The 23,600-nt window shown below is 43.3% G+C and carries 26 protein-coding genes; 18 read left to right on the top strand and 8 right to left on the bottom strand.

All coding sequences use genetic code 11. The features are described from left to right. The first annotated feature begins 53 nt into the window (after window positions 1-53). The 3 genes from rpaB (at window position 54) to OSCIL6407_RS0115885 (ending at window position 2,817) form a co-directional block, all read left to right on the top strand. Window positions 54-785 (top strand): response regulator transcription factor RpaB, encoded by a 732-nt coding sequence (gene rpaB, locus OSCIL6407_RS0115895; protein ID WP_026103763.1) that lies wholly within the window; start codon window positions 54-56, stop codon window positions 783-785. A gap of 313 nt (window positions 786-1,098) precedes the next feature. Continuing rightward, window positions 1,099-1,935: an ATP-grasp domain-containing protein gene (locus OSCIL6407_RS0115890; RefSeq protein WP_007358079.1), complete on the top strand. Its 837-nt coding sequence runs from the start codon at window positions 1,099-1,101 to the stop codon at window positions 1,933-1,935. 225 nt (window positions 1,936-2,160) lie between these two features. Beyond that, on the top strand, window positions 2,161-2,817 hold the full coding sequence (locus tag OSCIL6407_RS0115885) for a cofactor assembly of complex C subunit B (protein WP_007358078.1): 657 nt from the start codon (window positions 2,161-2,163) through the stop codon (window positions 2,815-2,817). Window positions 2,818-3,155: 338 nt separating this feature from the next. Here OSCIL6407_RS0115885 and rpmF read toward each other — a convergent pair whose 3' ends face one another. Then, window positions 3,156-3,329, bottom strand: a complete 174-nt coding sequence (rpmF, locus tag OSCIL6407_RS0115880) for a 50S ribosomal protein L32 (protein ID WP_019487419.1) — start codon at window positions 3,327-3,329, stop codon at window positions 3,156-3,158. A gap of 64 nt (window positions 3,330-3,393) precedes the next feature. Next, window positions 3,394-3,873 carry an NINE protein gene (locus tag OSCIL6407_RS0115875; RefSeq protein ID WP_019487418.1) on the bottom strand — a complete coding sequence of 160 codons (480 nt, stop codon included), beginning with the start codon at window positions 3,871-3,873 and terminating at the stop codon, window positions 3,394-3,396. Between the two features lie 508 nt (window positions 3,874-4,381). Between OSCIL6407_RS0115875 and acsF the strand changes: the two genes are divergently transcribed. The 3 genes from acsF (at window position 4,382) to OSCIL6407_RS0115860 (ending at window position 7,711) form a co-directional block, all read left to right on the top strand. Next, window positions 4,382-5,458 carry a magnesium-protoporphyrin IX monomethyl ester (oxidative) cyclase gene (gene acsF / locus OSCIL6407_RS0115870; RefSeq protein ID WP_007358074.1) on the top strand — a complete coding sequence of 359 codons (1,077 nt, stop codon included), beginning with the start codon at window positions 4,382-4,384 and terminating at the stop codon, window positions 5,456-5,458. 105 nt (window positions 5,459-5,563) lie between these two features. Continuing rightward, on the top strand, window positions 5,564-6,154 hold the full coding sequence (locus OSCIL6407_RS0115865) for a Uma2 family endonuclease (RefSeq protein ID WP_026103762.1): 591 nt from the start codon (window positions 5,564-5,566) through the stop codon (window positions 6,152-6,154). A gap of 60 nt (window positions 6,155-6,214) precedes the next feature. Next, on the top strand, window positions 6,215-7,711 hold the full coding sequence (locus tag OSCIL6407_RS0115860) for a dolichyl-phosphate-mannose--protein mannosyltransferase (RefSeq protein ID WP_007358072.1): 1,497 nt from the start codon (window positions 6,215-6,217) through the stop codon (window positions 7,709-7,711). Window positions 7,712-7,741: 30 nt separating this feature from the next. On the opposite strand, the gene trmB is transcribed toward OSCIL6407_RS0115860, so the two are convergent. The 3 genes from trmB to csaB form a co-directional block, all read right to left on the bottom strand. After that, complete coding sequence (gene trmB, locus OSCIL6407_RS30805) at window positions 7,742-8,416, bottom strand: tRNA (guanosine(46)-N7)-methyltransferase TrmB (protein WP_007358071.1); 675 nt, start codon at window positions 8,414-8,416, stop codon at window positions 7,742-7,744. Window positions 8,417-8,521: 105 nt separating this feature from the next. Then, the gene (locus OSCIL6407_RS0115850; protein ID WP_007358070.1) at window positions 8,522-9,274 is read right to left on the bottom strand and encodes a Uma2 family endonuclease; all 753 of its coding nucleotides are present in this window, start codon (window positions 9,272-9,274) and stop codon (window positions 8,522-8,524) included. A gap of 21 nt (window positions 9,275-9,295) precedes the next feature. Next, window positions 9,296-10,342 (bottom strand): polysaccharide pyruvyl transferase CsaB, encoded by a 1,047-nt coding sequence (gene csaB, locus OSCIL6407_RS0115845; protein ID WP_007358069.1) that lies wholly within the window; start codon window positions 10,340-10,342, stop codon window positions 9,296-9,298. A 74-nt stretch (window positions 10,343-10,416) separates the two neighbouring features. Between csaB and OSCIL6407_RS0115840 the strand changes: the two genes are divergently transcribed. From OSCIL6407_RS0115840 to ndk, 5 genes are all read left to right on the top strand, one after another. Next, the gene (locus tag OSCIL6407_RS0115840) at window positions 10,417-10,722 is read left to right on the top strand and encodes a DUF2499 domain-containing protein (RefSeq protein ID WP_019487416.1); all 306 of its coding nucleotides are present in this window, start codon (window positions 10,417-10,419) and stop codon (window positions 10,720-10,722) included. After that, complete coding sequence (locus OSCIL6407_RS36265; protein WP_173401175.1) at window positions 10,671-10,976, top strand: hypothetical protein; 306 nt, start codon at window positions 10,671-10,673, stop codon at window positions 10,974-10,976. Before OSCIL6407_RS0115840 ends, OSCIL6407_RS36265 begins: the two co-directional genes overlap by 52 nt. A 6-nt stretch (window positions 10,977-10,982) precedes the next feature. Then, window positions 10,983-11,276 carry a DUF3593 domain-containing protein gene (locus OSCIL6407_RS0115830; RefSeq protein WP_007353394.1) on the top strand — a complete coding sequence of 98 codons (294 nt, stop codon included), beginning with the start codon at window positions 10,983-10,985 and terminating at the stop codon, window positions 11,274-11,276. Beyond that, complete coding sequence (locus OSCIL6407_RS0115825; protein WP_007353395.1) at window positions 11,276-12,169, top strand: WD40 repeat domain-containing protein; 894 nt, start codon at window positions 11,276-11,278, stop codon at window positions 12,167-12,169. Before OSCIL6407_RS0115830 ends, OSCIL6407_RS0115825 begins: the two co-directional genes overlap by 1 nt. A 185-nt stretch (window positions 12,170-12,354) precedes the next feature. After that, on the top strand, window positions 12,355-12,804 hold the full coding sequence (gene ndk / locus OSCIL6407_RS0115820; protein ID WP_007353396.1) for a nucleoside-diphosphate kinase: 450 nt from the start codon (window positions 12,355-12,357) through the stop codon (window positions 12,802-12,804). 175 nt (window positions 12,805-12,979) lie between these two features. Here ndk and OSCIL6407_RS0115815 read toward each other — a convergent pair whose 3' ends face one another. Next, entirely contained in the window at window positions 12,980-13,762 is a 783-nt protein-coding gene (locus OSCIL6407_RS0115815; RefSeq protein WP_007353397.1) for a TerC family protein, read from the bottom strand. A 199-nt stretch (window positions 13,763-13,961) separates the two neighbouring features. Between OSCIL6407_RS0115815 and psaM the strand changes: the two genes are divergently transcribed. After that, the gene (gene psaM / locus OSCIL6407_RS32640) at window positions 13,962-14,057 is read left to right on the top strand and encodes a photosystem I reaction center subunit XII (RefSeq protein ID WP_019487414.1); all 96 of its coding nucleotides are present in this window, start codon (window positions 13,962-13,964) and stop codon (window positions 14,055-14,057) included. 211 nt (window positions 14,058-14,268) lie between these two features. Next, a complete protein-coding gene (locus tag OSCIL6407_RS0115810) occupies window positions 14,269-14,733 on the top strand; it encodes a slr1601 family putative cell division protein (RefSeq protein ID WP_234708698.1) in 465 nt (154 codons plus the stop codon). 60 nt (window positions 14,734-14,793) lie between these two features. Here the strand turns inward: OSCIL6407_RS0115810 and ctpA are convergent, their stop codons facing one another. Continuing rightward, window positions 14,794-16,035 carry a carboxyl-terminal processing protease CtpA gene (gene ctpA / locus OSCIL6407_RS0115805; protein ID WP_007353399.1) on the bottom strand — a complete coding sequence of 414 codons (1,242 nt, stop codon included), beginning with the start codon at window positions 16,033-16,035 and terminating at the stop codon, window positions 14,794-14,796. Window positions 16,036-16,325: 290 nt separating this feature from the next. Between ctpA and petB the strand changes: the two genes are divergently transcribed. From petB to OSCIL6407_RS0115785, 4 genes are all read left to right on the top strand, one after another. Then, the gene (gene petB / locus OSCIL6407_RS0115800; protein ID WP_007353401.1) at window positions 16,326-16,994 is read left to right on the top strand and encodes a cytochrome b6; all 669 of its coding nucleotides are present in this window, start codon (window positions 16,326-16,328) and stop codon (window positions 16,992-16,994) included. A 117-nt stretch (window positions 16,995-17,111) separates the two neighbouring features. After that, window positions 17,112-17,594 (top strand): cytochrome b6-f complex subunit IV, encoded by a 483-nt coding sequence (petD, locus tag OSCIL6407_RS0115795; RefSeq protein WP_007353403.1) that lies wholly within the window; start codon window positions 17,112-17,114, stop codon window positions 17,592-17,594. A gap of 152 nt (window positions 17,595-17,746) precedes the next feature. Next, window positions 17,747-18,898: a glycosyltransferase gene (locus OSCIL6407_RS0115790; RefSeq protein WP_007353404.1), complete on the top strand. Its 1,152-nt coding sequence runs from the start codon at window positions 17,747-17,749 to the stop codon at window positions 18,896-18,898. Between the two features lie 46 nt (window positions 18,899-18,944). Then, window positions 18,945-19,322: a hypothetical protein gene (locus OSCIL6407_RS0115785; RefSeq protein WP_007353405.1), complete on the top strand. Its 378-nt coding sequence runs from the start codon at window positions 18,945-18,947 to the stop codon at window positions 19,320-19,322. Between the two features lie 151 nt (window positions 19,323-19,473). Here the strand turns inward: OSCIL6407_RS0115785 and OSCIL6407_RS0115780 are convergent, their stop codons facing one another. Beyond that, a complete protein-coding gene (locus OSCIL6407_RS0115780) occupies window positions 19,474-20,097 on the bottom strand; it encodes a Vat family streptogramin A O-acetyltransferase (RefSeq protein WP_407635884.1) in 624 nt (207 codons plus the stop codon). Between the two features lie 497 nt (window positions 20,098-20,594). Here OSCIL6407_RS0115780 and OSCIL6407_RS0115775 point away from each other — a divergent pair, with 497 nt between their 5' ends. Then, a complete protein-coding gene (locus tag OSCIL6407_RS0115775; RefSeq protein ID WP_007353407.1) occupies window positions 20,595-23,591 on the top strand; it encodes a non-ribosomal peptide synthetase family protein in 2,997 nt (998 codons plus the stop codon). Window positions 23,592-23,600: the final 9 nt, after the last annotated feature.

Below are 23,600 nucleotides of genomic sequence, written 5' to 3'. Positions count from 1 at the left end.
AGGGTACAAAAAATTAACTTATCAGTAATGTAACTTAAGGAGTGTTGGGGAATTTGGAAAACCATAAGGAAAAAATTCTAGTAGTCGATGACGAAGCCAGTATCCGCCGCATTCTGGAAACTCGCCTGTCGATGATCGGCTACGATGTCGTCACTGCTGCTGACGGCGAAGAAGCCCTAGATACCTTTCGCAATACCGATCCTGACCTTGTGGTACTGGATGTAATGATGCCAAAGCTAGATGGTTACGGTGTTTGTCAGGAGTTGCGGAAGGAGTCCGATGTGCCGATTATCATGCTGACGGCGTTGGGGGATGTTGCCGATCGCATCACCGGTTTAGAATTGGGGGCGGACGATTACGTTGTCAAGCCTTTTTCTCCCAAGGAATTAGAAGCCCGCATCCGTTCGGTACTGCGGAGGGTTGACAAAAACGGTGCTTCGGGTATTCCCAGTTCCGGCGTTATTCATGTCACCAATATCAGAATTGATACCAATAAGCGACAAGTTTACAAAGGGGACGAACGCATTCGGCTGACGGGAATGGAGTTTAGCCTTTTAGAGCTATTAGTAAGCCGTTCTGGAGAGCCTTTTTCGCGATCGGAAATTTTGCAGGAAGTTTGGGGATATACGCCTGAGCGCCACGTAGACACCCGCGTTGTGGACGTTCACATCTCGCGGCTAAGGGCAAAGTTAGAAGACGATCCTAGCAATCCTGAGTTAATTCTAACCGCACGAGGTACTGGCTACCTGTTCCAGCGCATTGTAGAACCTGGGGAGGTTGGCTAATAATACTGCCTGGACTTACGCGCAGGGTGCGAGAAACCAGGTTTCTTGTCAGTGATTAGCCTCAAAGCGTAGGTTTTGTCAAGAAACCCGGTTTCTTTGATTTTGCGTAAGTCCTAAGTAAATCCACCTAATTAAACGTAAGAACCGGATGGCTAAAACCCTAGCTGTATAGAACCCATTTGACATCATTTTCGCGATCGCCAGTAGCGGGCGATCGGGTTGTAGGTTCCCCCTACAAAATTGAGGTAAAATTACTATATTGCTGATATGCAGGCTAACATTTTAATTCAGATGTTGTAATAGTGTCTAAAAAATGACTGTCACTCAACGAGTATGTATTGTTGGTTTAGAAGAGTCTGAGGTTGCTGAGTTTCAGTCGCTTCTTGAGTTTGGTATTGGAGTGGTAGCCCATCAAGCCTTACCTCGCATTATCGTTAAAGATGGACAACTCTTCGTTGAATCCCGTAAACACGCTGGCATGATTGAGGTGACAAAAGTTGTTTTTCACGGCATTTATGAAAATGATTTAGAATTTTTTGCGGCTTTGGGTTTGTGGGGTGGTTTATGCCTACCTAATCCGCGTGGGATGATGGATTTACGTCTACGATTACCAGGACTTGTGCGTGTTCTTCAACATACACGCTTTGGTTCACCACTTCGAGGTTATGCAGCTCCTAGAGCAGAATTTCATACTAAGAATGAAAAAGTAGCGAAGTGGGGAAATTGGCACTGTGGAAAAAATAAAGAACGATTTAAAGATGTGTGGCAAAGTGACGATCCATGCCTTATTGAGGATTTTATTTCTGGAGACGCTGTAAGAGTCGTTTTAATTGGCGACAAGCATTGGCAAATCAAACTTGAAGGAGAGACTTGGCTAAAGTCAATTCACGATCAGAGGGCTGACTTTATGGAGATCGATCCAGAGTTATTAGAAGATACACAGAATGTTGCAAAAGCTTTTGGGTTAGAGCTTATAGCAAATGATTATATTGTGAACGAAAACGAAACAAAACATTTGTTAGAAGTCAATCATATTCCTAATGTCAGTCGATTTCCAGAAATTTGGTCAGCCTATCTAGATTACGCAACTGCATGGGTAAATCAATCTGTTGTCAAAGGTATAGCAACCGCCAGGGCGGTTAGGGGCTAGGGGCTAGGGGCTAGGGGCTAGGGAAAGAAGGGAAAGAAGGGAAGAGAGTCAATGGTTTGATCCATGAGCGAGTGTCCTAATCGTTGTGGCGGTTGCTATATCACCTAACCGCTCTCCGCTTGCAAGTTACTTTCTTCATCTAGAGAAATGAATGGTTCTAATAGATCGTATTCTTTCCAATTATCAATATCGAGCGTTACACCGTCATTTATATGAAGTATTTTTATGGCTAAATCTGACCCTAATAGAATTTTAAGGCTATTGCCACTTGTTGCTGGCGTTTTGGCTGGTGTACTGTTGATGATTAACCGCTTGCTGACACCAGAGTTGACAACTTCTCAAAGTCGTTCCGATGCTTTGGGAGTAATTTTGAGCGCTTTGCTGATTTTAACGGGTTTGCTATGGCAACAGGTGCAGGCGCGATCGCCTGATTCAGTACAATTAATAGGAGTTGAGGGTTTTGAACTAGCGCCGGATTTGCCGGATGTTGTCAAAACGGAATTAGCTTGGGTATCGCATTTGTTGTTAACTAATACTGCCACGCGATCGCTCCTCATTTGGTATCGCGGTAAAGTTATCCTCCGACGCGGAATTTTAGGCGTTAACTCCGAAGTTAAGCCAGGGCCAATTTTGCAGCGGGTACTGGATAAAAGAAAGCCAGTTTATTTGGTAAATCTTAATCTCTATCCGGGAAGAATCGAATTTGATTATTTGCCAGAAAATACTCAGGGTGTCATCTGTCAGCCTATTGGCGAAGAAGGCGTGTTAATTTTAGGTGCTAACGCGCCGCGTAGTTACACGAAACAAGATGAAAATTGGGTTGAAGGAATTAGCGACAAAATAGAAGATAGTTTTAGGCGCTATTTAATTGCTAATAGTTAATGGCTAATTGCTAATGGCTAATTGCTAATGGCTAATTGCTAATTTAAGAGTTATATCATGTCCGGCAAATTACTTACGATCTGTCATTGCGAGCGAAGCGAAGCAATCGCAGAGACTAGGCGATTGCTTCGCTTCGCTCGCAATGACACACTTATGTTTATTTATGTCCGACTACTTATAAACATTCTTCCTTCTTCCTTCTACTTATCTTAGCGGTTTCTTTACCGCCAGGATAGCGGCGTTACGTCAAGAGTGCGTAAATCCTAACTGAAGATCGTATTAAAAATATTATAGAGGCAAGATTAATCCCGCCTCTACAAATTCCTTGATTCCTTTTTCTATTCTTCTTCCTCTTCTTCATTACTGGGGTAGACAAAGCTATGGGAACGCCCAGTCAAAACAGATTTGCCAAGAGAGAGAGCTTTTTGAGCAGCTACCGTTGCTTTGTGCTTCCAAGTGGCCTTACGCATATTCCGCTTGGATTTCGAGGTTTTCTTCTTAGGAACAGCCATGACAGTAAATAGTTTTTGCTTTTATAGACAAACAACCATCTTATCTTAATTTTGGTAGTTACTCCTAAAGTTCGTGGAAGTCATAAATGACAATGCCTGTGGCTGGGTCATTATCGACGCTGACGTAACCAGTTTTGAGTAATTCTGTGAGTGTAGCTTCTACTTCGGCAAAGCTAGCGCCAGTTGCCATCACACCTTGGGTGACAGATAACTTTCCTCCTTTGGCATAAGCAGCTTTAAGGAGTTTGACCATTAACTGTTCAGGAGTTTGCTTGACAAGTACCTGCGCGATCGCAGCGTTTGGTTGATGATATATGGGTACACCTGTGGCAGATACGCCCAGTTTCGCTCTGATATTGGCGTTTTGTTCATCTACCATACTGGGAATCAGTAGCAAATCAAGTATTTGACCGATACCTAGCAGTCCTCCCGTGAACAGCCAGAGTAGACCTGTACCAATTTTGCCATTATATAGGCGGTGGAGTCCGTTCATACCCATTAACCCTCCAGCCCAGAAAAGGTAACTTACGCCTAAATTTTTCATAATGCCCCGTAATCTTTAAGTTTTTGACACTCCCACCCCTAAATACCTTACCCACCCCTAAATATATTCTGTACTTTCCGTACCCTGTTTGCACAGCTACCGATTTGCATAACTTCCGCAGGGATTGACTGAAGATTTTGAAATTATTTGGATTTACGATCTATTATGTTTGAAACCTCAATCTCCTCTACGCCCCTGAAATCGGCAGGATTCAGAGCCTCCTTTTCAGGGGGTTGCCCTATATCAGCCTCCTCAGTTGAGACTTTTTAGCAATTCTTAACGCAAGCTGACGTTTTTACTCGCTGAGACGTTGGTAGACTGGAGGACGTGGAAAAAACAGCAGTTTTGAGTTTGCATTCCATGCACTTTCCTTGCATAGCTGCTGCCCCTAAAGGTAAGCTTGCCTTTGCGCTACAAGTGCCTCTACACATTTGGCACCTTCGCCTAGAGTTTGCTCCTGCGTAACAACCCAGTCGGTTAGTGTCAAAATAACAGATACAAAAAACCTATGGTAGATTCCCTCAAGAAACCAACTTTTGAAGAACTGCGGCCGGGGATTAAAGTCCCAGCTAAGGAAACTATCCTCACGCCTCGATTTTATACAACTGACTTTGACGAGATGACCACAATGGACATCTCACCAAATGAAGATGAGCTCAGAGCGATTCTTGAAGAGTTCCGCGCTGACTACAACAGACACCATTTTGTGCGGGATACTGAGTTCGAGCAGTCTTGGGATCACATTGATGGTGACAAGCGCCGAGTGTTTGTGGAGTTTCTAGAGCGCTCTTGCACGGCCGAGTTTTCTGGCTTTTTGCTCTACAAGGAATTGGCACGCAAGCTGAAGGATAAAAGTCCGCTGCTGGCTGAGTGCTTTTTGTTGATGTCGCGGGATGAGGCTCGGCACGCGGGATTTCTGAATAAGGCCCTGTCAGATTTTAATTTGTCGCTGGATTTGGGTTTTCTAACTAAGAGCCGGAAATATACTTTCTTTAAACCGAAATTTATTTTCTACGCTACTTATCTTTCAGAAAAGATTGGTTACTGGCGCTACATTACTATTTACCGCCATTTGGAAGCGCACCCCGAAGATCGGATTTATCCAATTTTCCGCTTCTTTGAAAATTGGTGTCAGGATGAAAATCGGCACGGAGATTTCTTCGATGCGATTATGAAGGCTCAGCCGCAGTTTTTGAATGATTGGAAGGCAAAACTGTGGTGTCGCTTCTTCTTACTTTCAGTGTTTGCGACGATGTATTTGAATGATATCCAGCGCGGTGAGTTCTATGCTGCGATTGGTTTGAATGCTCGCGATTATGACATTGAGGTGATTGAGAAGACGAATGATACGGCGGGACGGGTGTTCCCCGTGATTCTGGATGTGAATAATCCTGAATTTTATCAACGTTTGGATGTTTGCGTGCACAATAATGAGAAACTGAGTGCGATCGCATCTGCCAATACTCCGAAATTCTTGCAATTCTTCCAAAAGCTACCAGTCTACGTTTCGACTGGCTGGAATTTGTTAAAGCTATACTTGATGAAGCCGATCGATATGACTTCTGTACAAGGTCTAGCTCGTTAAGTATTCATTTTTGCTCCTCTGTTGGTGGCGGTTCTGCGAGATGCAGAGCCGCTTTTTTAGTATAATGTTAACTTAATTTTGACGCGCGATCGCGCTGAGGATATTATGCAAACACTCACACAAAAATGCTACTACACTCCTGAAGAATATCTGGAACTTGAAGAAGCTGCTGAGTCTAAAAGTGAATACCGAGATGGAGAAATAGTAGCCATGACAGGCGGAACTACTAATCATAACAAAATCGCTCTCAATTTTTGTGTCAACTTTAAAGTGGCTTTCAGAGGGCAAAATTATGAGATGTTTATCAATGATGTGCGATTGTGGATACCCCGTTATCGCCTCTACACCTATCCCGATGTTATGGTAATTGAGGGAGAACCCATTTATGAGGGAAGTGGTACGACTACAGTAACTAATCCATTGTTGATTGTTGAAGTTTTGTCAAAATCAACGAAAGATTACGATCGCGGTGACAAATTTCAGTATTATCGATCGATTCCTGAACTCAAAGAATATATTATGATTGACCAGTACAACTTTCATATTGAACAATTTGCTAAAAACTCTGAGGGAAAATGGGTTTTAAGTGAGTATGAAACCGCTGATTTAGTCTTGACTTTGGCTGCTCTTGATTTTCAAATTCAATTGAGTGAGATTTATCATGGTGTTAATTTTAATGTCAGCAGTGAAGGGTAATTAGCAGATATTTTTAAGAGCTTTGACCGCAGATACACGCAAATAATATCAGGATTTTTTATGATTTTAACTAAACAAATATCTAACAAATCAATTCCCTGGTTTAACTTCGGAATATTGGGCATATTTCTCCTGTCAGTTGCATTGAGATTTTGGGGACTTGACCGCTTTAATGCTTTAGTTTTTGATGAGGTTTATTACGCTAAATTTGCTAATGATTATCTGACAAAAACTCCTTTTTTCAATGCTCATCCACCTTTAAGCCAATACATAATTGCCATTGGGATTTGGATAGGTTCTCATCTGCCTTTTGGACAAGATTCGGTCAATAGTTTGACAGGTTCTTTACTTTCACCTTGGGATTATCGCTGGATAAATGCTTTCACTGGTTCCTTTATTCCGCTAGTTGTAGCCGCTTTAGCTTATCAGTTAACTCGCCGCCGTAGCTATGCCTTGATTGCAGCTTTATTTGCGGCCTGCGATGGTTTATTTCTAGTTGAATCTCGATATGCACTCAATAATATTTATTTGGTAATTTTGGGTTTATTGGCGCAGTTATTTTTCTTGAAAGCACTTGACAATCACGGCAATAAGCGCTGGTTCTGGTTAGTGTTAGCAGGTATCGGCTTTGGTGCATCTGCTTGTATTAAATGGAACGGTTTGTGGTTTCTATTTGGTACTTATTTACTGTTGATATTTGCTTGGGGGATGCGGTTGATTCAGGGGGCTAGGGTAGGAGGAGATGAAGGTAATTTTCATCCTACGGAAAGTCCTTTACAAAGTTTGACTAAATTAAATTTTGGGCAGGTAGTATTGAGTCTAGCAATTATTCCAGTTGCAGTTTATAGTCTGCTTTGGATTCCTCACTTGCTACTTAATCCAACTCCCAATTTTTGGGATATGCAAAAGGAAATTTTGACCTATCATGAAAGCATTAAAAGTGGGCGTGATGTTCATCCTTATTGTTCTTGGTGGTACAGTTGGATTTTGATGATTCGACCTGTGGTTTACTTTTATAAAGCTGCTGAAAATAAGGGTGAAATCGATCCAGTTTTGCCCTCTTTACCTGAAGATTTTACTAAAACTATTTTTGATGTTCATGCGATGGGAAATCCCGCCCTTTGGTGGTTGTCAACTGTAGCTATTTTTTTGTTATTATGGATGTTAGCTAATCGAGTTTGGGTTTGGGTGGAAACGCGGAATGTGTCTTCAATGGAAGTGATGGAACATTTACCAGTTCAATTTCCGCCGACTGCACAATTGTGGTTAGGTTTCTATCTAGTGGTTAATTGGTCTGCTAATTTATTCCCTTGGATAAAGGTGACTCGCTGCACGTTTTTATATCATTATATGGGTAGTTCTGTGTTTGCCGCCTTAGCACTTGCTTGGTGGGTTGATAGGTGGGTTTTTAGTCCCCAACGTCATCTGCGAGGAATAGGAATTACTGTGATTTTTCTAATTTTACTGGCTTTTGTTTTCTGGATGCCTGTTTATTTGGGACTGCCTTTATCGCCTGATGGGTGGAGAATTCGGATGTGGTTTCCTTCTTGGATTTAATACCGTAACGCCGCCCTCTGGGCGGTATTGTCACCGCCCAGAGGGCGGCGTTACGTCAAGCGTGCGTAAGTCCTGAATTTTAAACAATGCCCGATATACTGGTTCGCCGCGTTTTAAGGTAGCAAGTTCTCGTTCCGTAGGAATTGGTAAGGGGTTTTCTGTTAGCCAATTATCGTCACCTTGGTGGTGGAAAGCAGGGTGAGAGGAGAATCTATCGCGCATTTCTGCGGCCACTTCTTTAACGTCTGATTGGATAAAAACTTCGCCGTTAACAGATAAATAAGTTGCCAATTCTGCAACTAATTCTGGTTGTACCATCCGCCTTTTTAGATGCTTTTGTTTGAACCAGGGATCGGGAAATTGAATTGTTACTCGCTGTAATGCACCTGTCGGTAAAGATGCTAAAATTGGCTTGATAGAATTGTTGGCATTGCAAAATAAATAGTGAAGATTTTGCAAGCCTTTTTCATCCCGCCAAGCATTAGCTTCTTCTACTAAGGGTTCGCGAATTTCTAACCCTAGAAAGTTCCACTCAGTTTGTATTTGTGCCATTTGCCATAAAAAGCGCCCTCTGCCACAGCCGATATCTAAATGTAGGGGCAAATTTAAGTTAGGATAAATTTGAGTCCAATCTGGAGGACTAGCGGATACTTGATATTTAATGCAGAGTGGATTGACGTGCTGACGGACTCGAACTCTTGCCAATTTTGATAACTCCCGATAATTATAAAATTTACAAATCACGCTTGGTAACGCCGCCCTCTGGGCGGTAAATAACCGCCTAGAAGGCGGCGTTACCTTTTTCTATAACTAAACTTCGGGTTCAATTCCGGCTGCTCTTAATTGTGCAGCTAATCGTTCCGAACGTTCTCGTTCCTGTTGTACTTGTTGTTGTATAATTTCTTTTTCTTGTCTTTCTTTTTCGATCGTTTCTGCTCCCCACAATAACATCTCTCCGCTTTCATCCCACCAACGTAACCAATATCCCGTTCGATTTGCCTTTGTTCCTTGCCACACTCCCAAAAATAATCCTACTCCTTCAATCCAATGACGATTATTAACATCAGGTGGTCGTAGTTCATACCGCCCTGATGAATTTAATTGATATAGTTCTAGCAAACCCTCTCTAGGTTCAAATATAGCATAGAATGGTACGCGCAATATTTGCTCGTAAAAAAACCATTTTCCCGGTGGATAACTTTGTTTGCTGGAATATTCATCGCTTTCTGTTGCTGATAAAAATTCCATGACGATTGCCGGAATTTCCCCTTCTAGGTTTGGGGTATAACTGCGACGAACTTCCTGAGTAGGAAATGGCTCGACATTGCTAGCATAGAACCAATCGGGGGCTTTTATGGCTAGTTTGCCGTTTAATGTGGCGCAAACTCCCATATTTGAAGCTACTAATATTCTATCTTCAATTAGTCTCGCGATTTCTAAGCTTTCTCGCAAGGCGGCGGCTAGAATGGGCTGGTCGATGTTTTCCACTGGCTCCTCATCTAAAATGAAATCATCGGGTAATTTTTCCCAGGTAATCTTTAGTTCTGCTGTGTTAACTGGCATGGTGTTTTACCTCTGATTATACTATTTGAGGGCTGACTGCAATACTTCTTGATGGATGAGAGATCTATCTACTAGATATTTTATCTTATTTTGCGAAAGTGGCTCGCCGTTAGCATAGTTTTCGATCCAGGTTTTGCCGATCGAGTTAGCGTTATCGGGCAATTCAGATAATAAGTAGCCGGGAATTTCTAAGTCATCCATTAATTGCGTTACTTTCGGGTCGTAACTGAGGGCAAAACAGCGACATTCTTCGGCTAATCCCATAATTAAACTGTGATAGCGCATCCCGATGACCATTTCTACTCCGCGAAATACTCCTTTTAATTCTCTGGGGTTTTCTAAGGTGAGGATTGTGCTATTATTAGGTATAGCTTTGTGCAGAATTTCGGCAAGAGGTAGGTCTTGAGAAGATTGAAAGGGAAGGAGTAAAATAAAGGTTTGCGTAGCTTTTTGAAAGTCGATTAAGGCGCGGGTTAATGTGGCTAAACGGGTGGGGGTGAGGGTGGAGTGCGATCGCAAATTGACAGCAACTCTGGGTGCGGGTAAATCCCACAACCCTGCTACTGGTAAAGCCTCTAAGGCCCAAACAGGATCGGGTGCTAAGGTAAAGGGAATTTGCCAATCCACGAGTAAGCCAGCGGAGCCTTTATCGCGCACGCTGACGGCGTTACAGCCGCCAAACCAGCGTTTAGCAAGATTGCGGGTAATCGGGCGCTTTAAGGGGCCGATACCTTGAGCCCAGGCGATCGTTTTTAGGCCGAGTTGTTGAGCAAGTCCCATCAATCCCCCATAATAAAAAGGGCTGGCTAGGCTGGTAGAGTCTTGGATTAAACTACCGCCGCCCCAAATTAAGGCCTCGGAGGTACGCAAGGTTTGGAGAACTTGAAAGGCATTCATGCGATCGCACGTTTCCACCCCGTAGCGTTGATTTGTCTCAACAGGATTGCCAGAAAGCACAATTGGTGTTACATAATCTGGTAACATTTGCAGCAGCGATGCCAACAGTGCCTCGTCCCCGCCATTGCCTTTACCGTAGTAGCCACATAAAACCGCGCGTATCTTTCCCATTTTGGATATAAGATATTTCAACTAATTAGTTTCTATTCAACCTAAAATTTAAAATCTAAAATCTAAAGTTTTTTATGCACACACTCTCCATCCCTACCTGGATTATCCACATCTCTAGCGTTATTGAGTGGATAGCTGCCCTCTGGTTCATCTGGATCTACGGTGAAGTCAGTCAAAACCGGGCTTGGTGGGCGTTATCCTTCGGTATGTTACCGGCTCTCGTGGGCGCGATGTGTGCTTGTACGTGGCATTATTTTGACAACTTGCCTTCCCTAGAATGGCTCGTTACTGTCCAAGCTGCGATGACCCTGATTGGTAATTTTACCCTGTGGGCGGCCGCGTGGTGGATCTGGCGATCGGCTCAGCCGACGGGGGAGTAGGGAGCGGGGGAGCGGGGGAGCAGGGGAGATGGGGAGCGGGGGAGATGGGGGAGGATGGGGGGAGATGGGGGAGATGGGGGAGATGGGGGAGATGGGGAGGATGGGGGAGATGGGTAATTAGCGATTCGCGATTACCAATTACCAATCACCAATCACCAATTACCAATCACCAATTACCAATTACCAATCACCAATTACCAATCACCAATTACCAATCACCAATTACCAATTACCAATTACCAACTAACAACTAACAATTAATGACCAAAGAAACTATTTTTGCTCTATCACTTTTTCCCTACTTAGGTTTTCTGTGGTTTTTGACGCGATCGCGACAAGTACCTCGGTTGGCTCTGATTGGGTTTTACGGTACTCTAGTGTTCGTTGCTATTACTATTCCCGCTGGAATTTATGCCAAAGTAGCTTATGGCGACTCGTTGGCCAATATCGACTGGTTGCATGGGGGTGCAGAATTATTCTTAACACTGTCTAATATTTTAGTAGTGCTAGGCTTCAGGCAAGCAGTGATTCAAACCAGGCAATCGTCACAATAATGGAGATTCAAACCCTCACTGGCCATGCAGACGGGGTAAAATCGGTGGCGATCGCCCCCGATGGTAAAATTCTCGTCAGCGGCGGTGAAGACGGCAAAATTAAGCTATGGCTGCTGAGTACCGGGGAACAGATCCATTCGATGACAGGCCATCCCTACGGCGTGAAAAATGTTGTTATCAGCCCCAACGGGGCAACTTTTGCCACAGGCGGCGGCGATGGTACGATTAAGCTCTGGAGCCTGAGTAAAGGCGAACTGATTCGTACTTTTGTTACGGGATTATCGCGTCTAGATTCAGGTTCAATGCCGGTGGCAATTAGCCCAGACGGAGAAACGATCGCCAGTCACAGCAGCAGTTATAGTCAGACAGTCAAGCTGTGGCGGATAGATACGGGAGAATTGATCGGCACGTTGACGGGTCATGCAGGTTCGGTTAAAGCTTTTACCATCAGCCCCGATGGTGATATTTTAGCCAGCGATGGGGCTGATAATACTATTCGGTTGTGGCGTTTAGTTACGGAGGAGTTAATCAGCACTTTAGCGGGCCACACGCGGGATATTTTAGCGATCGCAATTAGTCCTGACGGGCAAACTTTAGTCAGCGGTAGCAAAGACGAAACAGTTAGAATTTGGAATCTGCATACTGGCAAACTGTTACGTACTCTTTCGGGTCATTCCTACGCCGTGAATTCAGTCACAATTAGCTCAGATGGAAAAATGCTTGCCAGCGGCGGTTATGATGGTTTAATTAAGTTACGGCGTTTGAGTAATGGGGAACTGCTAAAAATCCTTTCTGGGCATTCTGGTTCGGTAAATTCTGTTGCGATCGGTGCTGACGGGCAAACAATTGTCAGCGGTAGTGAAGATAAAACTATTAGAGTTTGGCGTTTATAATCAATATTAACGAAGAAGCAAAAAGCAATCGCCTAGTCTCTGCGATTGCGGAGCACAGCGAACAATGACAAGTATTTAAAATGACAAGTATTTAACCGGACATGATATTAGTTCTTCAGTAATGTGAGAGGCTTTCTGCGGTAATCTAAGTTTTGTATGAGTTAGTAGACTTGTAGGAGTTAATTTTGGAACGTACATTCTTAGCGATTAAACCCGATGGCGTACAGCGGGGACTTGTGGGCGAAATCATCGGCCGTTTTGAAGCCAAAGGCTTTACTCTAGTAGGTTTGAAGCTAGTTTCAGTCAGCCGCGAACTCGCTGAAGCTCATTATGATGTCCATCGCGAAAGACCATTTTTTCCGGGATTAGTAGAATTTATCATTTCTAGTCCTGTGGTAGCGATGGTATGGCAAGGCGATGGTGTGGTTGCATCCGCGAGAAAAATGATTGGAGCAACTAATCCTTTGAATGCTGAACCTGGTACAATTAGGGGCGATTTTGCTGTTAATGTTGGCCGCAATATTATTCACGGTTCTGATGCGATAGAAACTGCTCAGCGGGAGATTAAACTCTGGTTCAAAGATGAGGAATTAGTAAGCTGGGAACCCCGTTTAACTCCCTGGTTGCTTGAGTAAATAAATGATTGGGCGATTGAAATCGCGTCTACACGAGACTTAACCCGCCTGCGCGGGTTGCATTTCTATAGTCCGCGTAGGCGGACTTGGTTTGTATAGACGCGGTTTCAACCGCCGGACTTGGTTTATGTGGTTTCAACCGCCGGACTTGGTTTATATAGAGGCTGAAAATATTTTAAAGTTCAGATTTCTGTGCTTCTTGCTCTTGAGCTTGCAGTAATATCTCTTGCTGTTTCCCCTCAATTTCTGCGACTGATTCGCCTTCTATGCCTTCAGTCGATTCCACGACAGTACGTTCTGAAAATCCCCACAAAAAGACTAGACCAATCGTAACAACTACCAACCATTGCGGGGGAACTAAACTATCATTAATTACTTTCAATAACAACCGTATTCCCACAAATCCGACTGTAATGTAACCAGCATTTTCCAGGTGAACAAACTCTTCGAGCCAGCGGATGAATAAACCTGCCATAAACCGCAGGGCGATAATCCCAATAGTAGCACCCGTAAGTACCAGCCAAGTTTCGTCAGAAATCGCGATCGCAGTGGTGACACTATCCAAAGAAAATGCCAAATCCGTCAGAGCAATTACCGGAATTGCTTGCCAGAGATTCGCAAATCGTGGTTCTTTATGCTCTCCGTCCTCGTCAGTGGCAGACATAAAGTGCTGATAAACTAACCACAATAGGTAAAGCGCTCCCAGCAGTTCAAACTGCCAGAACTTGATTACCCAAGTAGCAGTGAGAATCAGAATAATCCGCAGAACAAAAGCGACCGCTAAACCAAAGTTCAGAGCTTGAGTCTGTAATTTAGTGTCGGCGATACCCCTTGAGATAGACGCTAAAGCGATCGCGTTATCTGCTGAGAGCACTGCTTCCAAAGCCACTAAAATGACTAACAAGAAAAAGGCATCAATTCCAAAATTTGGGTAAGCGTCGAGAAACTGATCTAGCATTAATAATTTTTTGCACCTAAATTATTTGTCCACCAAGCACTCAGGGCAATTTGCCTACCCTGTAGATCGAAGTGTCACCTTAATTCAGCTTAACCTAACCCGGTCATTTCATCAATAAATGTAACAAATTATTCCAAAAACGCTCGATTTGCCTGAAATTGGTTAAAGCTCAACCCCGTGAGTAAGGAGTTTTTCTAATATGTCTCTAACTGATACCCAAGTCTTTGTTGCCCTAGTGGTAGCCTTGATTCCGGGAATTATGGCCTTCCGGCTCGCAACGGAACTCTACAAGTAGAACCGTAACCGCAAGCATGGCTACCCTTGCCTGTCTCGACTGTTAACGCGCTCAGCTTCCCGGATAATAATCGCTCGGTATAGAGTAAATTGTCTGGTATGAGTTTAAGTGCAACTGTCGGGTCAGGCTATTTAATTTTTATTTTCTGTCCTCTGTATCACTTAATTTCTTTAAAATTTCAGCAGCCATCAGCCTGAAAAATAAGGGCAAAGTGTACCTTGCCTGGATTTTCCCAGACTTGGCAACAGCTCAAACTGAGTTAAGGTATATCAAGATAATGCAAGCGATTCAACCTGCTATCCCCCCTATCCAACCAGAAAAAGGCGATCGCCGTCTTCAGAGCAGAAAGACGCGCACTCAGCGAAGCAGTCCTTACCAAGCGATCGCGATGGAAACAGTGGCCAAGTTAGCCACAAACCTCGTACTTTCAGTATGTGCAGCTTCTGCCCTAGTACAACTTTTACCCTACCATCGCTCCGTACAAGAAAAGTTGCGGGAAATTCAAGGCGAAGTTAAGCTGACTCAAGTGCGAGTGGATCGGGTGCGAACCGATTTCAATCACAACTTTGACCCGGCCCAAGCTAAAAGCATTATGCAAGAGCAGACTAATCGCGTCGATTCTCAACAACGGCCTGTCGTTTGGGTAGAAAAGAACTCAGCCGATGCAAATGAATAATTAAAAATTAAAAGTTAAAAATTAAAATATCGATAACTTTTAATTTTTAATTTTTAATTTTTAATTCTTTCCAACCGCCATTACCGTTCGCTCTGTCAAGATTGCTAATGCTGCTTGATATTGTGGGTCAGTTTCGGTGCGGATGCGATCGCCCTCATTTGGTTCTAGGGCAACTATTTTGTCGGGCATAATACCGAGTTTATTAATATCCGTATGATTCGGTGTCTCGTATTTAGCAACCGTTACAGCCAAGCCAGAACCATCAGACAAGTCAAAAAGCGACTGAATTAGGCCCTTACCAAAGGTCTTTTCGCCCACTAACTTAGCTCTACCGTTATCCTGAAGCGCCCCGGCAAGAATTTCACTAGCGCTAGCAGTTCCCTGATTCACTAAGACTACCAGGGGATCGCGAGTCAATGGTTCTCCAGACGCTTCAAAACTGCCGATAATTCCTTGGCGGTTGACGGTATAGACAATGGTGCCGGCATCCAACCACAGACGGGCAGTTTCAATCCCCGATTGCAACAGTCCGCCGGGATTGTTCCGCAAATCTAGAATGTAAGCATCGGCTCCCTGTTGTTCCAACTGCTGCACGGCCTTGGTGAGTTCAGGTACAGCGTTAGCGCTAAATTGGGCAAGGCGGATGTAGCCAACTGGAATGCTTCCTTGAGCAGAGCGTAATTCAGCATAGACCGGGTTGAGGGCGATGCGATCGCGCACTAACTGAATTTCCTCAGTTGCTTCGCTACCTTCACGAGCGATCGTAAGCTTCACAACCGTTCCCGCAACGCCCCGCATCCGAGTTGCAGCCTCGTCTAACGTGAGTTCAGAAGTGTTAACATCATCAATTTTGAGAATGCGATCGCGCGGTAGCAAACCCGCTTTACCTGCGGGAGAACCATCCAGAGGAGCCACCACAGTCAGCACCCCCGTCTGCGGATCGAGTCCAATTTGTAGCCCCACCCCCGTCAGTTCCCCAGAAGTATTCACCTGCAAGCTGCGGTACTGCTCAGGTTTTAGCAACCGAGTAAAAGGGTCATCCAGAACCGCCAGCATCTTCTGAATCGCACTGTAAGTGGCATCCCGACTCTTCAGAGGTTCTTTGATTGCCTGTTCCCGGATACTCCACCAGTTTTTATGGTTAAAAGTATCGTCCACATAAGAACGGTTAACAATCCGCCAAGCTTCATTCAAAAGTTGCTGTTCCTCAGTTAGCGCCAAAGCCGGCTCACTCCAGCAGCCCAACACCGCCACCAACTGAAGAATCACTAAAACTGCAATACCGAAAACTCGTTTGTACATATATACCTGCCTTAAATTACCTGACAATGAGCACAAAGCTCCCTTAACCGTCTGTTATCCCTTCCCAGCCTCACGTCTGCCAGCGAGAGAACTCGGCAGAAATTAAAGAGCAGTAATCGTGAATGGTAGACTCAGATTGCGATACACTACAAATACAGCCAAAGTGGTAGTTAAAAAACTGTCACCTCGATCGCAGTCTAGGGGATAGTCGATCTGCCTCTGAATCTCCCTCACCACTGCTGAGGGTAAAATTTCAAATACAGCAATCGATTTTTAGGAATTCTTGCTTCATGTTTTCTAAGCAGATCACCGACTCAAAACCATTCAAATGGTTTGATGAACGCCTCGAAATTCAGGCCCTCGCCGAGGACGTTACAAGCAAGTACGTCCCCCCCCACGTCAATATTTTCTATTGTTTGGGCGGTATCACTCTTGTTTGCTTTCTGATCCAGTTTGCGACTGGGTTTGCAATGACGTTTTATTACCATCCAACGGTAACAGAAGCTTTTTCATCAGTGCAATACCTGATGACCGAGGTTAACTTCGGCTGGCTGATTCGCTCCATCCACCGCTGGTCTGCCAGCATGATGGTGTTGATGATGATTTTGCACATCTTCCGAGTTTACCTGACTGGTGGCTTCAAAAAGCCCCGCGAATTAACCTGGGTGACAGGCGTGATTTTGGCTGTCATCACTGTTTCTTTCGGCGTGACTGGCTACTCTCTACCTTGGGATCAGGTTGGTTACTGGGCCGTGAAAATTGTTTCTGGTGTACCAGAAGCCATCCCCTTTGTCGGGCCTTTGATTGTTGAGCTGCTACGCGGCGGTGTTAGCGTTGGTCAAGGGACTTTGACTCGTTACTACAGCCTGCATACTTTTGTCTTACCTTGGCTAATTGCAGTCTTTATGCTGGCTCACTTCTTGATGATCCGCAAGCAAGGCATTTCTGGCCCCTTGTAAGTTTTTAGTTGTAGGGGCGGTGCCTCTGTGCCCGCCCAGAATTTTGAGTCAAAAATTCAAAATTCAACATTAATAATTGCGTTACAGCCAACAACCAAAAGGAGAACACTCTTAATTATGGCAACAGTAAAAAAACCGGATCTGAGCGATCCAGAACTCCGCGCTAAACTTGCTAAGGGTATGGGTCATAACTATTATGGCGAACCTGCTTGGCCTAATGACCTGCTCTATATTTTCCCAGTGGTAATTATAGGGACATTTGCTCTCTGCGTGGGTTTGGCAGTGCTAGATCCCGCTTTGGTGGGCGAACCCGCAGATCCTTTTGCGACTCCTTTGGAAATTTTACCTGAGTGGTATTTGTGGCCAGTGTTCCAAATCCTTCGCATTCTTCCTAACAAGTTGTTGGGAATTGCGATCATGGGTGCTATTCCTTTGGCCCTGATGTTGGTTCCCTTCATCGAGAACGTGAATAAGTTCCAAAATCCTTTCCGTCGTCCTGTTGCAACTGCTGTTTTCCTGTTTGGAACTGCGGTGACAATTTGGTTGGGTGTTGGTGCTACTTTCCCAATTGACACATCCCTAACTCTCGGTTTGTTCTAAGACTGAAGTTTGCTTAATTTGACGCTCGTGGAGTTTCCTAGATGTGCTGATGTGCTGTTGGGAAATCTTGACGGGCGTTAAAAATTAAAAATTAAAGATTAAAAATTAAAGATTAAAAATTGAAGATTGAGTATTTGTTAAGCTAAAGAGACATGGAAGCAAAGTTGAATTATAACTTTGAGAAAACTACTAATTATATCTTCTGCTTCCTAGAAATATTTGCCAACGAAGGTGGCATTCAATCCTACATTAAAGATATTCTCAAAGCTTACCAATTGGCAACAGAGGTAAACTCGATACCAAAAGCAAAAATATTGCTGCTGCGAGATTCTCATGACTGCCAAAATCCGTATCAATCAAAAACACTAAATTTTGATTATCTCAAAACTAATCCTGCTTGGTTAGGTAGAATTAGATTCGCGACAAAATTACTAATCTGTTTAATCAAAGAACGACCTAAACGAGTTTTCTGCGGCCATATCAAATTAGCACCGCTAATTCAAACTATCTGCCAAAGTTTAAAGATTCCTTATACTGTTATTACCTACGGTAAAGAAATCTGGGAACCGCTACCGGATAAATATCAAACAGCACTCAGAGAAGCGGATACAATTTGGACTATTAGCAGATATACGCGCGATCGCGCCTGTGAAACCAACAACCTCAACCCCCAAAAATTCCAGCTATTGCCTTGTACTGTAGATGGAAATATCTTCACTCCCGGCCCCAAGCCACAACACTTAATCGAGCGGTATAATCTTGCTGATGCAAAGGTGTTGATGACCGTAGCGCGATTGTGGTCTGGTGATATCTACAAAGGCGTTGATGTGACAATTCGTGCTTTGCCACCGATATCACAAGCGTTTCCTAATGTCAAATATCTGGTAATTGGACGGGGAGACGATCGACCTCGGTTAGCCAAACTCGCAACAGATTTAGGTGTGGCTGAAAGAGTGATATTTGCGGGTTTTGTCCCCACAGAAGAGTTAGTCGAACACTACCGCGTTGCTGATGCTTATGTGATGCCGTCTCAGGAAGGATTTGGTATTGTGTACTTAGAAGCGATCGCTTGTGGCATTCCTGTATTAGCTGGCGATGCAGATGGTTCTGCCGATCCCCTGCAAGATGGTATGCTAGGTTGGCGAGTTCCCCACCGAGATGCAGAGGCGGTGGCGGTGGCTTGCATAGAAATGCTGATGGGGGAGGATAAAAGGTGCAATCGCAACTGGTTGAGGGAGGAAACCCTAGCCGCTTTCGGTACGGATACCTTCCTCCAGCAAGTTAAACAACTTCTTGATTTGTGAGTAGGATAGAAGTATCCCCTCTGCAAGGATATCAAAGGAGACAACCGTGAACCAAGGCAGTTCCAAAATTTCCCTCAATCTCTCTGGTATTAGCAATTGGCTTATAATCCTGGGAATCGCCTGGTTGTTAGGGTCAATTGGTCTAGGCTGGGTAGTGAAGTCGATTTTAATTTTAATCAGTTTATTATTGTTGGCACCAGCGATCGCATTTTTCGGTCTCCGCTGGTGGTTGAACCGCAACTTAATTCAAGATGCTTGTCCAGTCTGTAGTTATGAATTTCCTGCTTTAAATCAAACTCAGTGCCAATGTCCTAATTGCGGCGAACCGCTTAAAATTGAAGAAGGACATTTTAAACGAATGACACCTCCCGGTACGATTGATGTCACCGCAGTTGAGGTATCGGCGCGACAATTGGAAGATTAAACCTTGGAGGAAAATCCCTCAATTGCATTAGTCCGCGTAGGCGGACTTCGATCGTGTAGATGCGATTTCAATCGCCGAAATCTTCTCTTGATGAACAGGAATTATTTGCGATTTCAATCGCCGAAATCTTCTCTTGATGAACAGGAATTATTTAGGAAGCATTACAGAGAGAAATCACATCGCCATCCATAATTTTATCAATGTTGCGAGTAATCTTATCTATCTCCCAATCCCACCATTTAATTTCTAAAAGTTGCGCTATTTCAGCATCGCTGAATCGTTGTTTGATTGGCCGCGCAGGATTTCCCCCAGCAACAGTATAGGGAGGAATATCGTTGACAACAACCGCTCTAGCTGCAACGATCGCACCATCACCAATTTTAACACCCGGCATGATTAGGGATTCGTAGCCAATCCAGACATCATTACCAATGACAGTATCGCCACGACTCGGTAAGTCCATCAACTTATCCATTGCGCTTTCCCAACCATTTCCGAAGATAGGGAATGGGTAAGTGGAAATACCGTCTAGCTTATGGTTTGCGCCATTCATAATGAATTTAACATTAGTCGCGATCGCGCAGAATTTGCCGATAATCAGGCGATCGCTGCCATAATTATACAACACATTTCTCTCAAAGCCTTCGGGGTCAACAGGATCGTCATAGTAAGAATAATCGCCAACTATAATATTTGGCGACTTCACGAAATTTTTGATAAAGCATACTCGGCGGTGGTCGGCTAAAGGATAGGGTTTATTAGGATTAGGGCCCAATTGTTCTGTCAAATTTTGTCCTCCTATTTTAATAGACTGAGCGTTTAACTTCCTGATTTAGGTGAGGTATTATATCATAATAACGGCAAAATGTTTGATAAAAAGGCTTTTGCCTTATCATTCAACACAAAATCTCGTAACGATCCTCACCCCTAGCGGGAAACACAATTATTCTCCCATAACAATTTTCTCAGTATTTTTACTTAAGAATCGGAATTTGAGCCACCGACATCAACTCGAAATCACCCATGTGGCAGTTAAGGCTGCGGAAAGGTAGTTATAAATTTACCTAAATTTTCGTTTTCTTCCGGATGAGTTTAGTTGGATCTAGTAAATTATATGAGTCTATGCCACAACCAAAAGTTTGGTGCCATTGATTACCACCTTTGCAACCTAAACAAAGACGGTAAAGCGCAAGCAATGGCTACCTAATAAATGCTAAAATTTCACACCCGTCGCGCTCTAGATTTGTCACATTTTATTTAACAAGGTTTGTAATGAAAAACATCGAAAATTCCTGCATTCATACATTAGTAGAATCGCAAGTAGAGCAAACGCCAAATGCTATTGCGGCAATTTTTCAATCCGAGCAAATCACTTATCAAGAATTAAATCAAAAAGCCAATCAATTAGCGCATTATCTGAAAAGCTTAGGTGTTAATTCAGAAACCCTTATTGGAGTATGCGTCGATCGTTCCTTGAATATGCTGATCGGACTTTTGGGAGTCTTAAAGGCTGGCGGTGCTTACGTTCCTCTTGACCCAAGTTATCCTGCGGATCGTATTGCTTTAATGCTAGAAGACTCCCAGTCACCTGTTTTAATAACTCAAAAACACCTATTAGAAAACTTAATTCAACGCCCAAATCAGATCGTTTGTTTAGATGAGGATTGGGATGCTATCTCCCAGTTTAGCAATCAAAATATGATAGGTGTTGTCTCCTCTGAAAACTTAGCTTATACAATTTATACATCTGGTTCTACTGGTAAGCCAAAAGGGGTGCAAATCCTTCATCGTGCAGTAGTAAATCTCTTATTATCCATGCAAAAAGAACCAGGAATGACATCTGAAGATGTTCTCTTGGCATTGACTACATTTTCTTTTGATTTATCAGTTCCCGATCTGTTCTTACCCCTAATAGTGGGAGCTACTCAGGTAATTGTCAGTCGGGAAGTAGCATCAGATGCTAATCAACTTGCCAAAGCGATCGCCGAATCTGGTGCTACATTTATCCAAGCTACGCCAGCCACTTGGCGAATGTTATTAGCAATTGGTTGGCAGGGTAAGCCCGAGCTGAAAATTATTTGCGGGGGCGAAGCCATGACTAGGACTTTAGCCAACCAACTCCTAGAAAGATGTGCTACTCTTTGGAATATGTATGGGCCAACTGAAACCACAGTTTGGTCAACTGTTTCTAGGATCAAACCAGGCAATAGCTCCATATCTATTGGTAGCCCAATTTTAAATACCAAAATTTATGTAATTAGAGAATCCGCCCGAGGCAAGAATAATACTTTACAATCTATTACAGAAGGAGAGGGAGAGCTTTATATTGGTGGGTTGGGATTAGGACGCGGCTATCTCAATCGCCCTGAACTTACTTCAGAAAAATTTGTCAAAGATCCGTTTAGTCAAGATCCTACAGCCCGTCTTTACAAAACAGGAGATCTGGTTCGCTATCTAGCAGACGGTAATATTGCGATTATTGGACGAATTGACTCCCAAGTAAAGATTTTCGGTCATCGGATCGAATTAGGAGATATCGAAACTACTCTCTTGCAACATTCTGCGGTACAGGAGTGCGTAGTAGTTGTCCGCGAAGATTCTCCTGAAGATCGTCGTTTGGTTGCATATCTGGTGTTAAAATCGAGATCGTCAAAGCTGCATCCAGTGGAGATCGGAATGTGGTTGAAAGATAAACTACCAAAATATATGGTACCGACAATTATTGTCTTTCTAGATGCCTTGCCATTAACTCCTAACGCTAAGGTTAATCGTCAGGCTTTGCCAGTTCCTAACTTGAATATTCTAGAGGAAATTGTTCCGCCTCGTACCGAACTAGAAGAACAACTTACCCGTATTTGGACTTCTGTTTTGGGCATCGAAGTTGGGATTTATCAAAACTTTTTTGAATCAGGAGGTAATTCACTCCTTAGTGCAGTATTATTATCTCGTATTCGGGAAACATTAGAGGTAGAAATCTCTTTAGAGTATCTATTCAAAGCTAATACAATTGCTGGATTAGCTGAAGTGATTGAGGCAGTGCAAGCTTGTGGCTCTACCGTCAAATTTGAAACCACTCCTGCCGAGTTATGGGCTGATGCAGTTTTAGATGAAAAAATCTGCCCTCTCAAGATTAATCCCACAAAAATAGATTATATATTCTTAACAGGTGCGACAGGATTCATTGGTGCTTTTCTTCTTCAAGAATTACTGCATAAAAATCCTCAGTCCACTATTTACTGTCTAATTCGTGCTAATAGTAAGGAAGAAGCTAGTCAGCGATTACGGAAAACTTTAGAGAATTATCAAATTTGGCGAGAAGAATTTGGATCGAGGATTGTGCCCGTAGTTGGAGATTTATCAAAGCCTTTATTCGGATTATCTGAAGTCCAGTTTACTGAGTTGGCAGAGAGACTTGAAGTTATTTATCACTGTGGTGCTTATGTAAATTTAGTTTATCCTTATATTGCTTTGCGTGATGTAAATGTTGGTGGCACCAAGGAAGTATTACGTCTAGCAGTTCGGAGTAAGACCATTCCAGTACATCATATTTCTACCTTAGATGTGTTTCAATCTTCTAACTATGAAAACAGGAAATTAATTTTAGAGACAGAGGCGTTACTCGGTTGTGAAGGATATGCGGATGGTTATTCCCAAAGTAAATGGGTGGCTGAAAAATTAGTCATGGCGGCTCGCGATCGCGGCGTACCCGTCTCTATTTATCGACTAGGCATGGTAACAGGGCATAGTCAAACAGGTGCTTTTCAGCTTGGCAACATGATTTGTAGAATGATTAAAGGATTTATTCAAATGGGATCTGCACCCGAGATGGAAATGAGTATGAACCTTGCTCCTGTAGACTATGTAGTTAAAGCAATTTATCATTTGTCATGTCAACCCAAAGCCTTCGAGCAATCTTTTCATATCTTAAGTCCGTCTTTTTTATCAATTAAACAATTGGTTGCGGACATTAACTTACTAGGCTATCCAGTTCCTTCTATTCCCTACCAAAACTGGCAGGTAAAGTTACTGAATACGTCTCCAGAAAATGCTTTAACTCCGATGGCATCATTGTTTATTAAGAAGACATCAAATCAGGAAAAAACTTTTATCGAAACAACTCCCTTAGCATTATCCCATCTATTTGATACTGCCAACACCAAGAGAGGACTAAGTGATACTAATATTATCTGTCCCACCATTAACTCGACCGTGCTAAAGGCTTATTTGTCATATTTCGTACAGCTTGGTTTTTTACCCCAACCTATTTAATTAACTCAT

Origin of the sequence: Kamptonema formosum PCC 6407 (assembly GCF_000332155.1) — a bacterium.
Taxonomy (GTDB): Bacteria; Cyanobacteriota; Cyanobacteriia; order Cyanobacteriales; family Microcoleaceae; genus Kamptonema; species Kamptonema formosum.
Note: the sequence above shows the minus strand (reverse complement) of the source record. Positions and strands in the feature narration are given on the sequence as shown.

What these genes read in the sequence shown, in the direction of transcription:
- psaM (WP_019487414.1), top strand. Translation starts at nt 13,962, where the DNA reads ATGTCTCTAACTGATACCCAAGTCTTTGTTGCCCTAGTGGTAGCCTTG.
- OSCIL6407_RS0115840 (WP_019487416.1), top strand. Translation starts at nt 10,417, where the DNA reads ATGCACACACTCTCCATCCCTACCTGGATTATCCACATCTCTAGCGTT.
- csaB (WP_007358069.1), bottom strand. Translation starts at nt 10,342, where the DNA reads ATGGGAAAGATACGCGCGGTTTTATGTGGCTACTACGGTAAAGGCAAT.
- OSCIL6407_RS0115850 (WP_007358070.1), bottom strand. Translation starts at nt 9,274, where the DNA reads ATGCCAGTTAACACAGCAGAACTAAAGATTACCTGGGAAAAATTACCC.
- OSCIL6407_RS0115790 (WP_007353404.1), top strand. Translation starts at nt 17,747, where the DNA reads ATGGAAGCAAAGTTGAATTATAACTTTGAGAAAACTACTAATTATATC.
- petD (WP_007353403.1), top strand. Translation starts at nt 17,112, where the DNA reads ATGGCAACAGTAAAAAAACCGGATCTGAGCGATCCAGAACTCCGCGCT.
- OSCIL6407_RS0115815 (WP_007353397.1), bottom strand. Translation starts at nt 13,762, where the DNA reads ATGCTAGATCAGTTTCTCGACGCTTACCCAAATTTTGGAATTGATGCC.
- OSCIL6407_RS0115860 (WP_007358072.1), top strand. Translation starts at nt 6,215, where the DNA reads ATGATTTTAACTAAACAAATATCTAACAAATCAATTCCCTGGTTTAAC.
- OSCIL6407_RS0115775 (WP_007353407.1), top strand. Translation starts at nt 20,595, where the DNA reads ATGAAAAACATCGAAAATTCCTGCATTCATACATTAGTAGAATCGCAA.
- petB (WP_007353401.1), top strand. Translation starts at nt 16,326, where the DNA reads ATGTTTTCTAAGCAGATCACCGACTCAAAACCATTCAAATGGTTTGAT.
- ctpA (WP_007353399.1), bottom strand. Translation starts at nt 16,035, where the DNA reads ATGTACAAACGAGTTTTCGGTATTGCAGTTTTAGTGATTCTTCAGTTG.
- rpmF (WP_019487419.1), bottom strand. Translation starts at nt 3,329, where the DNA reads ATGGCTGTTCCTAAGAAGAAAACCTCGAAATCCAAGCGGAATATGCGT.
- acsF (WP_007358074.1), top strand. Translation starts at nt 4,382, where the DNA reads ATGGTAGATTCCCTCAAGAAACCAACTTTTGAAGAACTGCGGCCGGGG.
- OSCIL6407_RS0115825 (WP_007353395.1), top strand. Translation starts at nt 11,276, where the DNA reads ATGGAGATTCAAACCCTCACTGGCCATGCAGACGGGGTAAAATCGGTG.
- OSCIL6407_RS0115890 (WP_007358079.1), top strand. Translation starts at nt 1,099, where the DNA reads ATGACTGTCACTCAACGAGTATGTATTGTTGGTTTAGAAGAGTCTGAG.
- OSCIL6407_RS0115830 (WP_007353394.1), top strand. Translation starts at nt 10,983, where the DNA reads ATGACCAAAGAAACTATTTTTGCTCTATCACTTTTTCCCTACTTAGGT.
- OSCIL6407_RS0115885 (WP_007358078.1), top strand. Translation starts at nt 2,161, where the DNA reads ATGGCTAAATCTGACCCTAATAGAATTTTAAGGCTATTGCCACTTGTT.
- OSCIL6407_RS0115875 (WP_019487418.1), bottom strand. Translation starts at nt 3,873, where the DNA reads ATGAAAAATTTAGGCGTAAGTTACCTTTTCTGGGCTGGAGGGTTAATG.
- OSCIL6407_RS0115865 (WP_026103762.1), top strand. Translation starts at nt 5,564, where the DNA reads ATGCAAACACTCACACAAAAATGCTACTACACTCCTGAAGAATATCTG.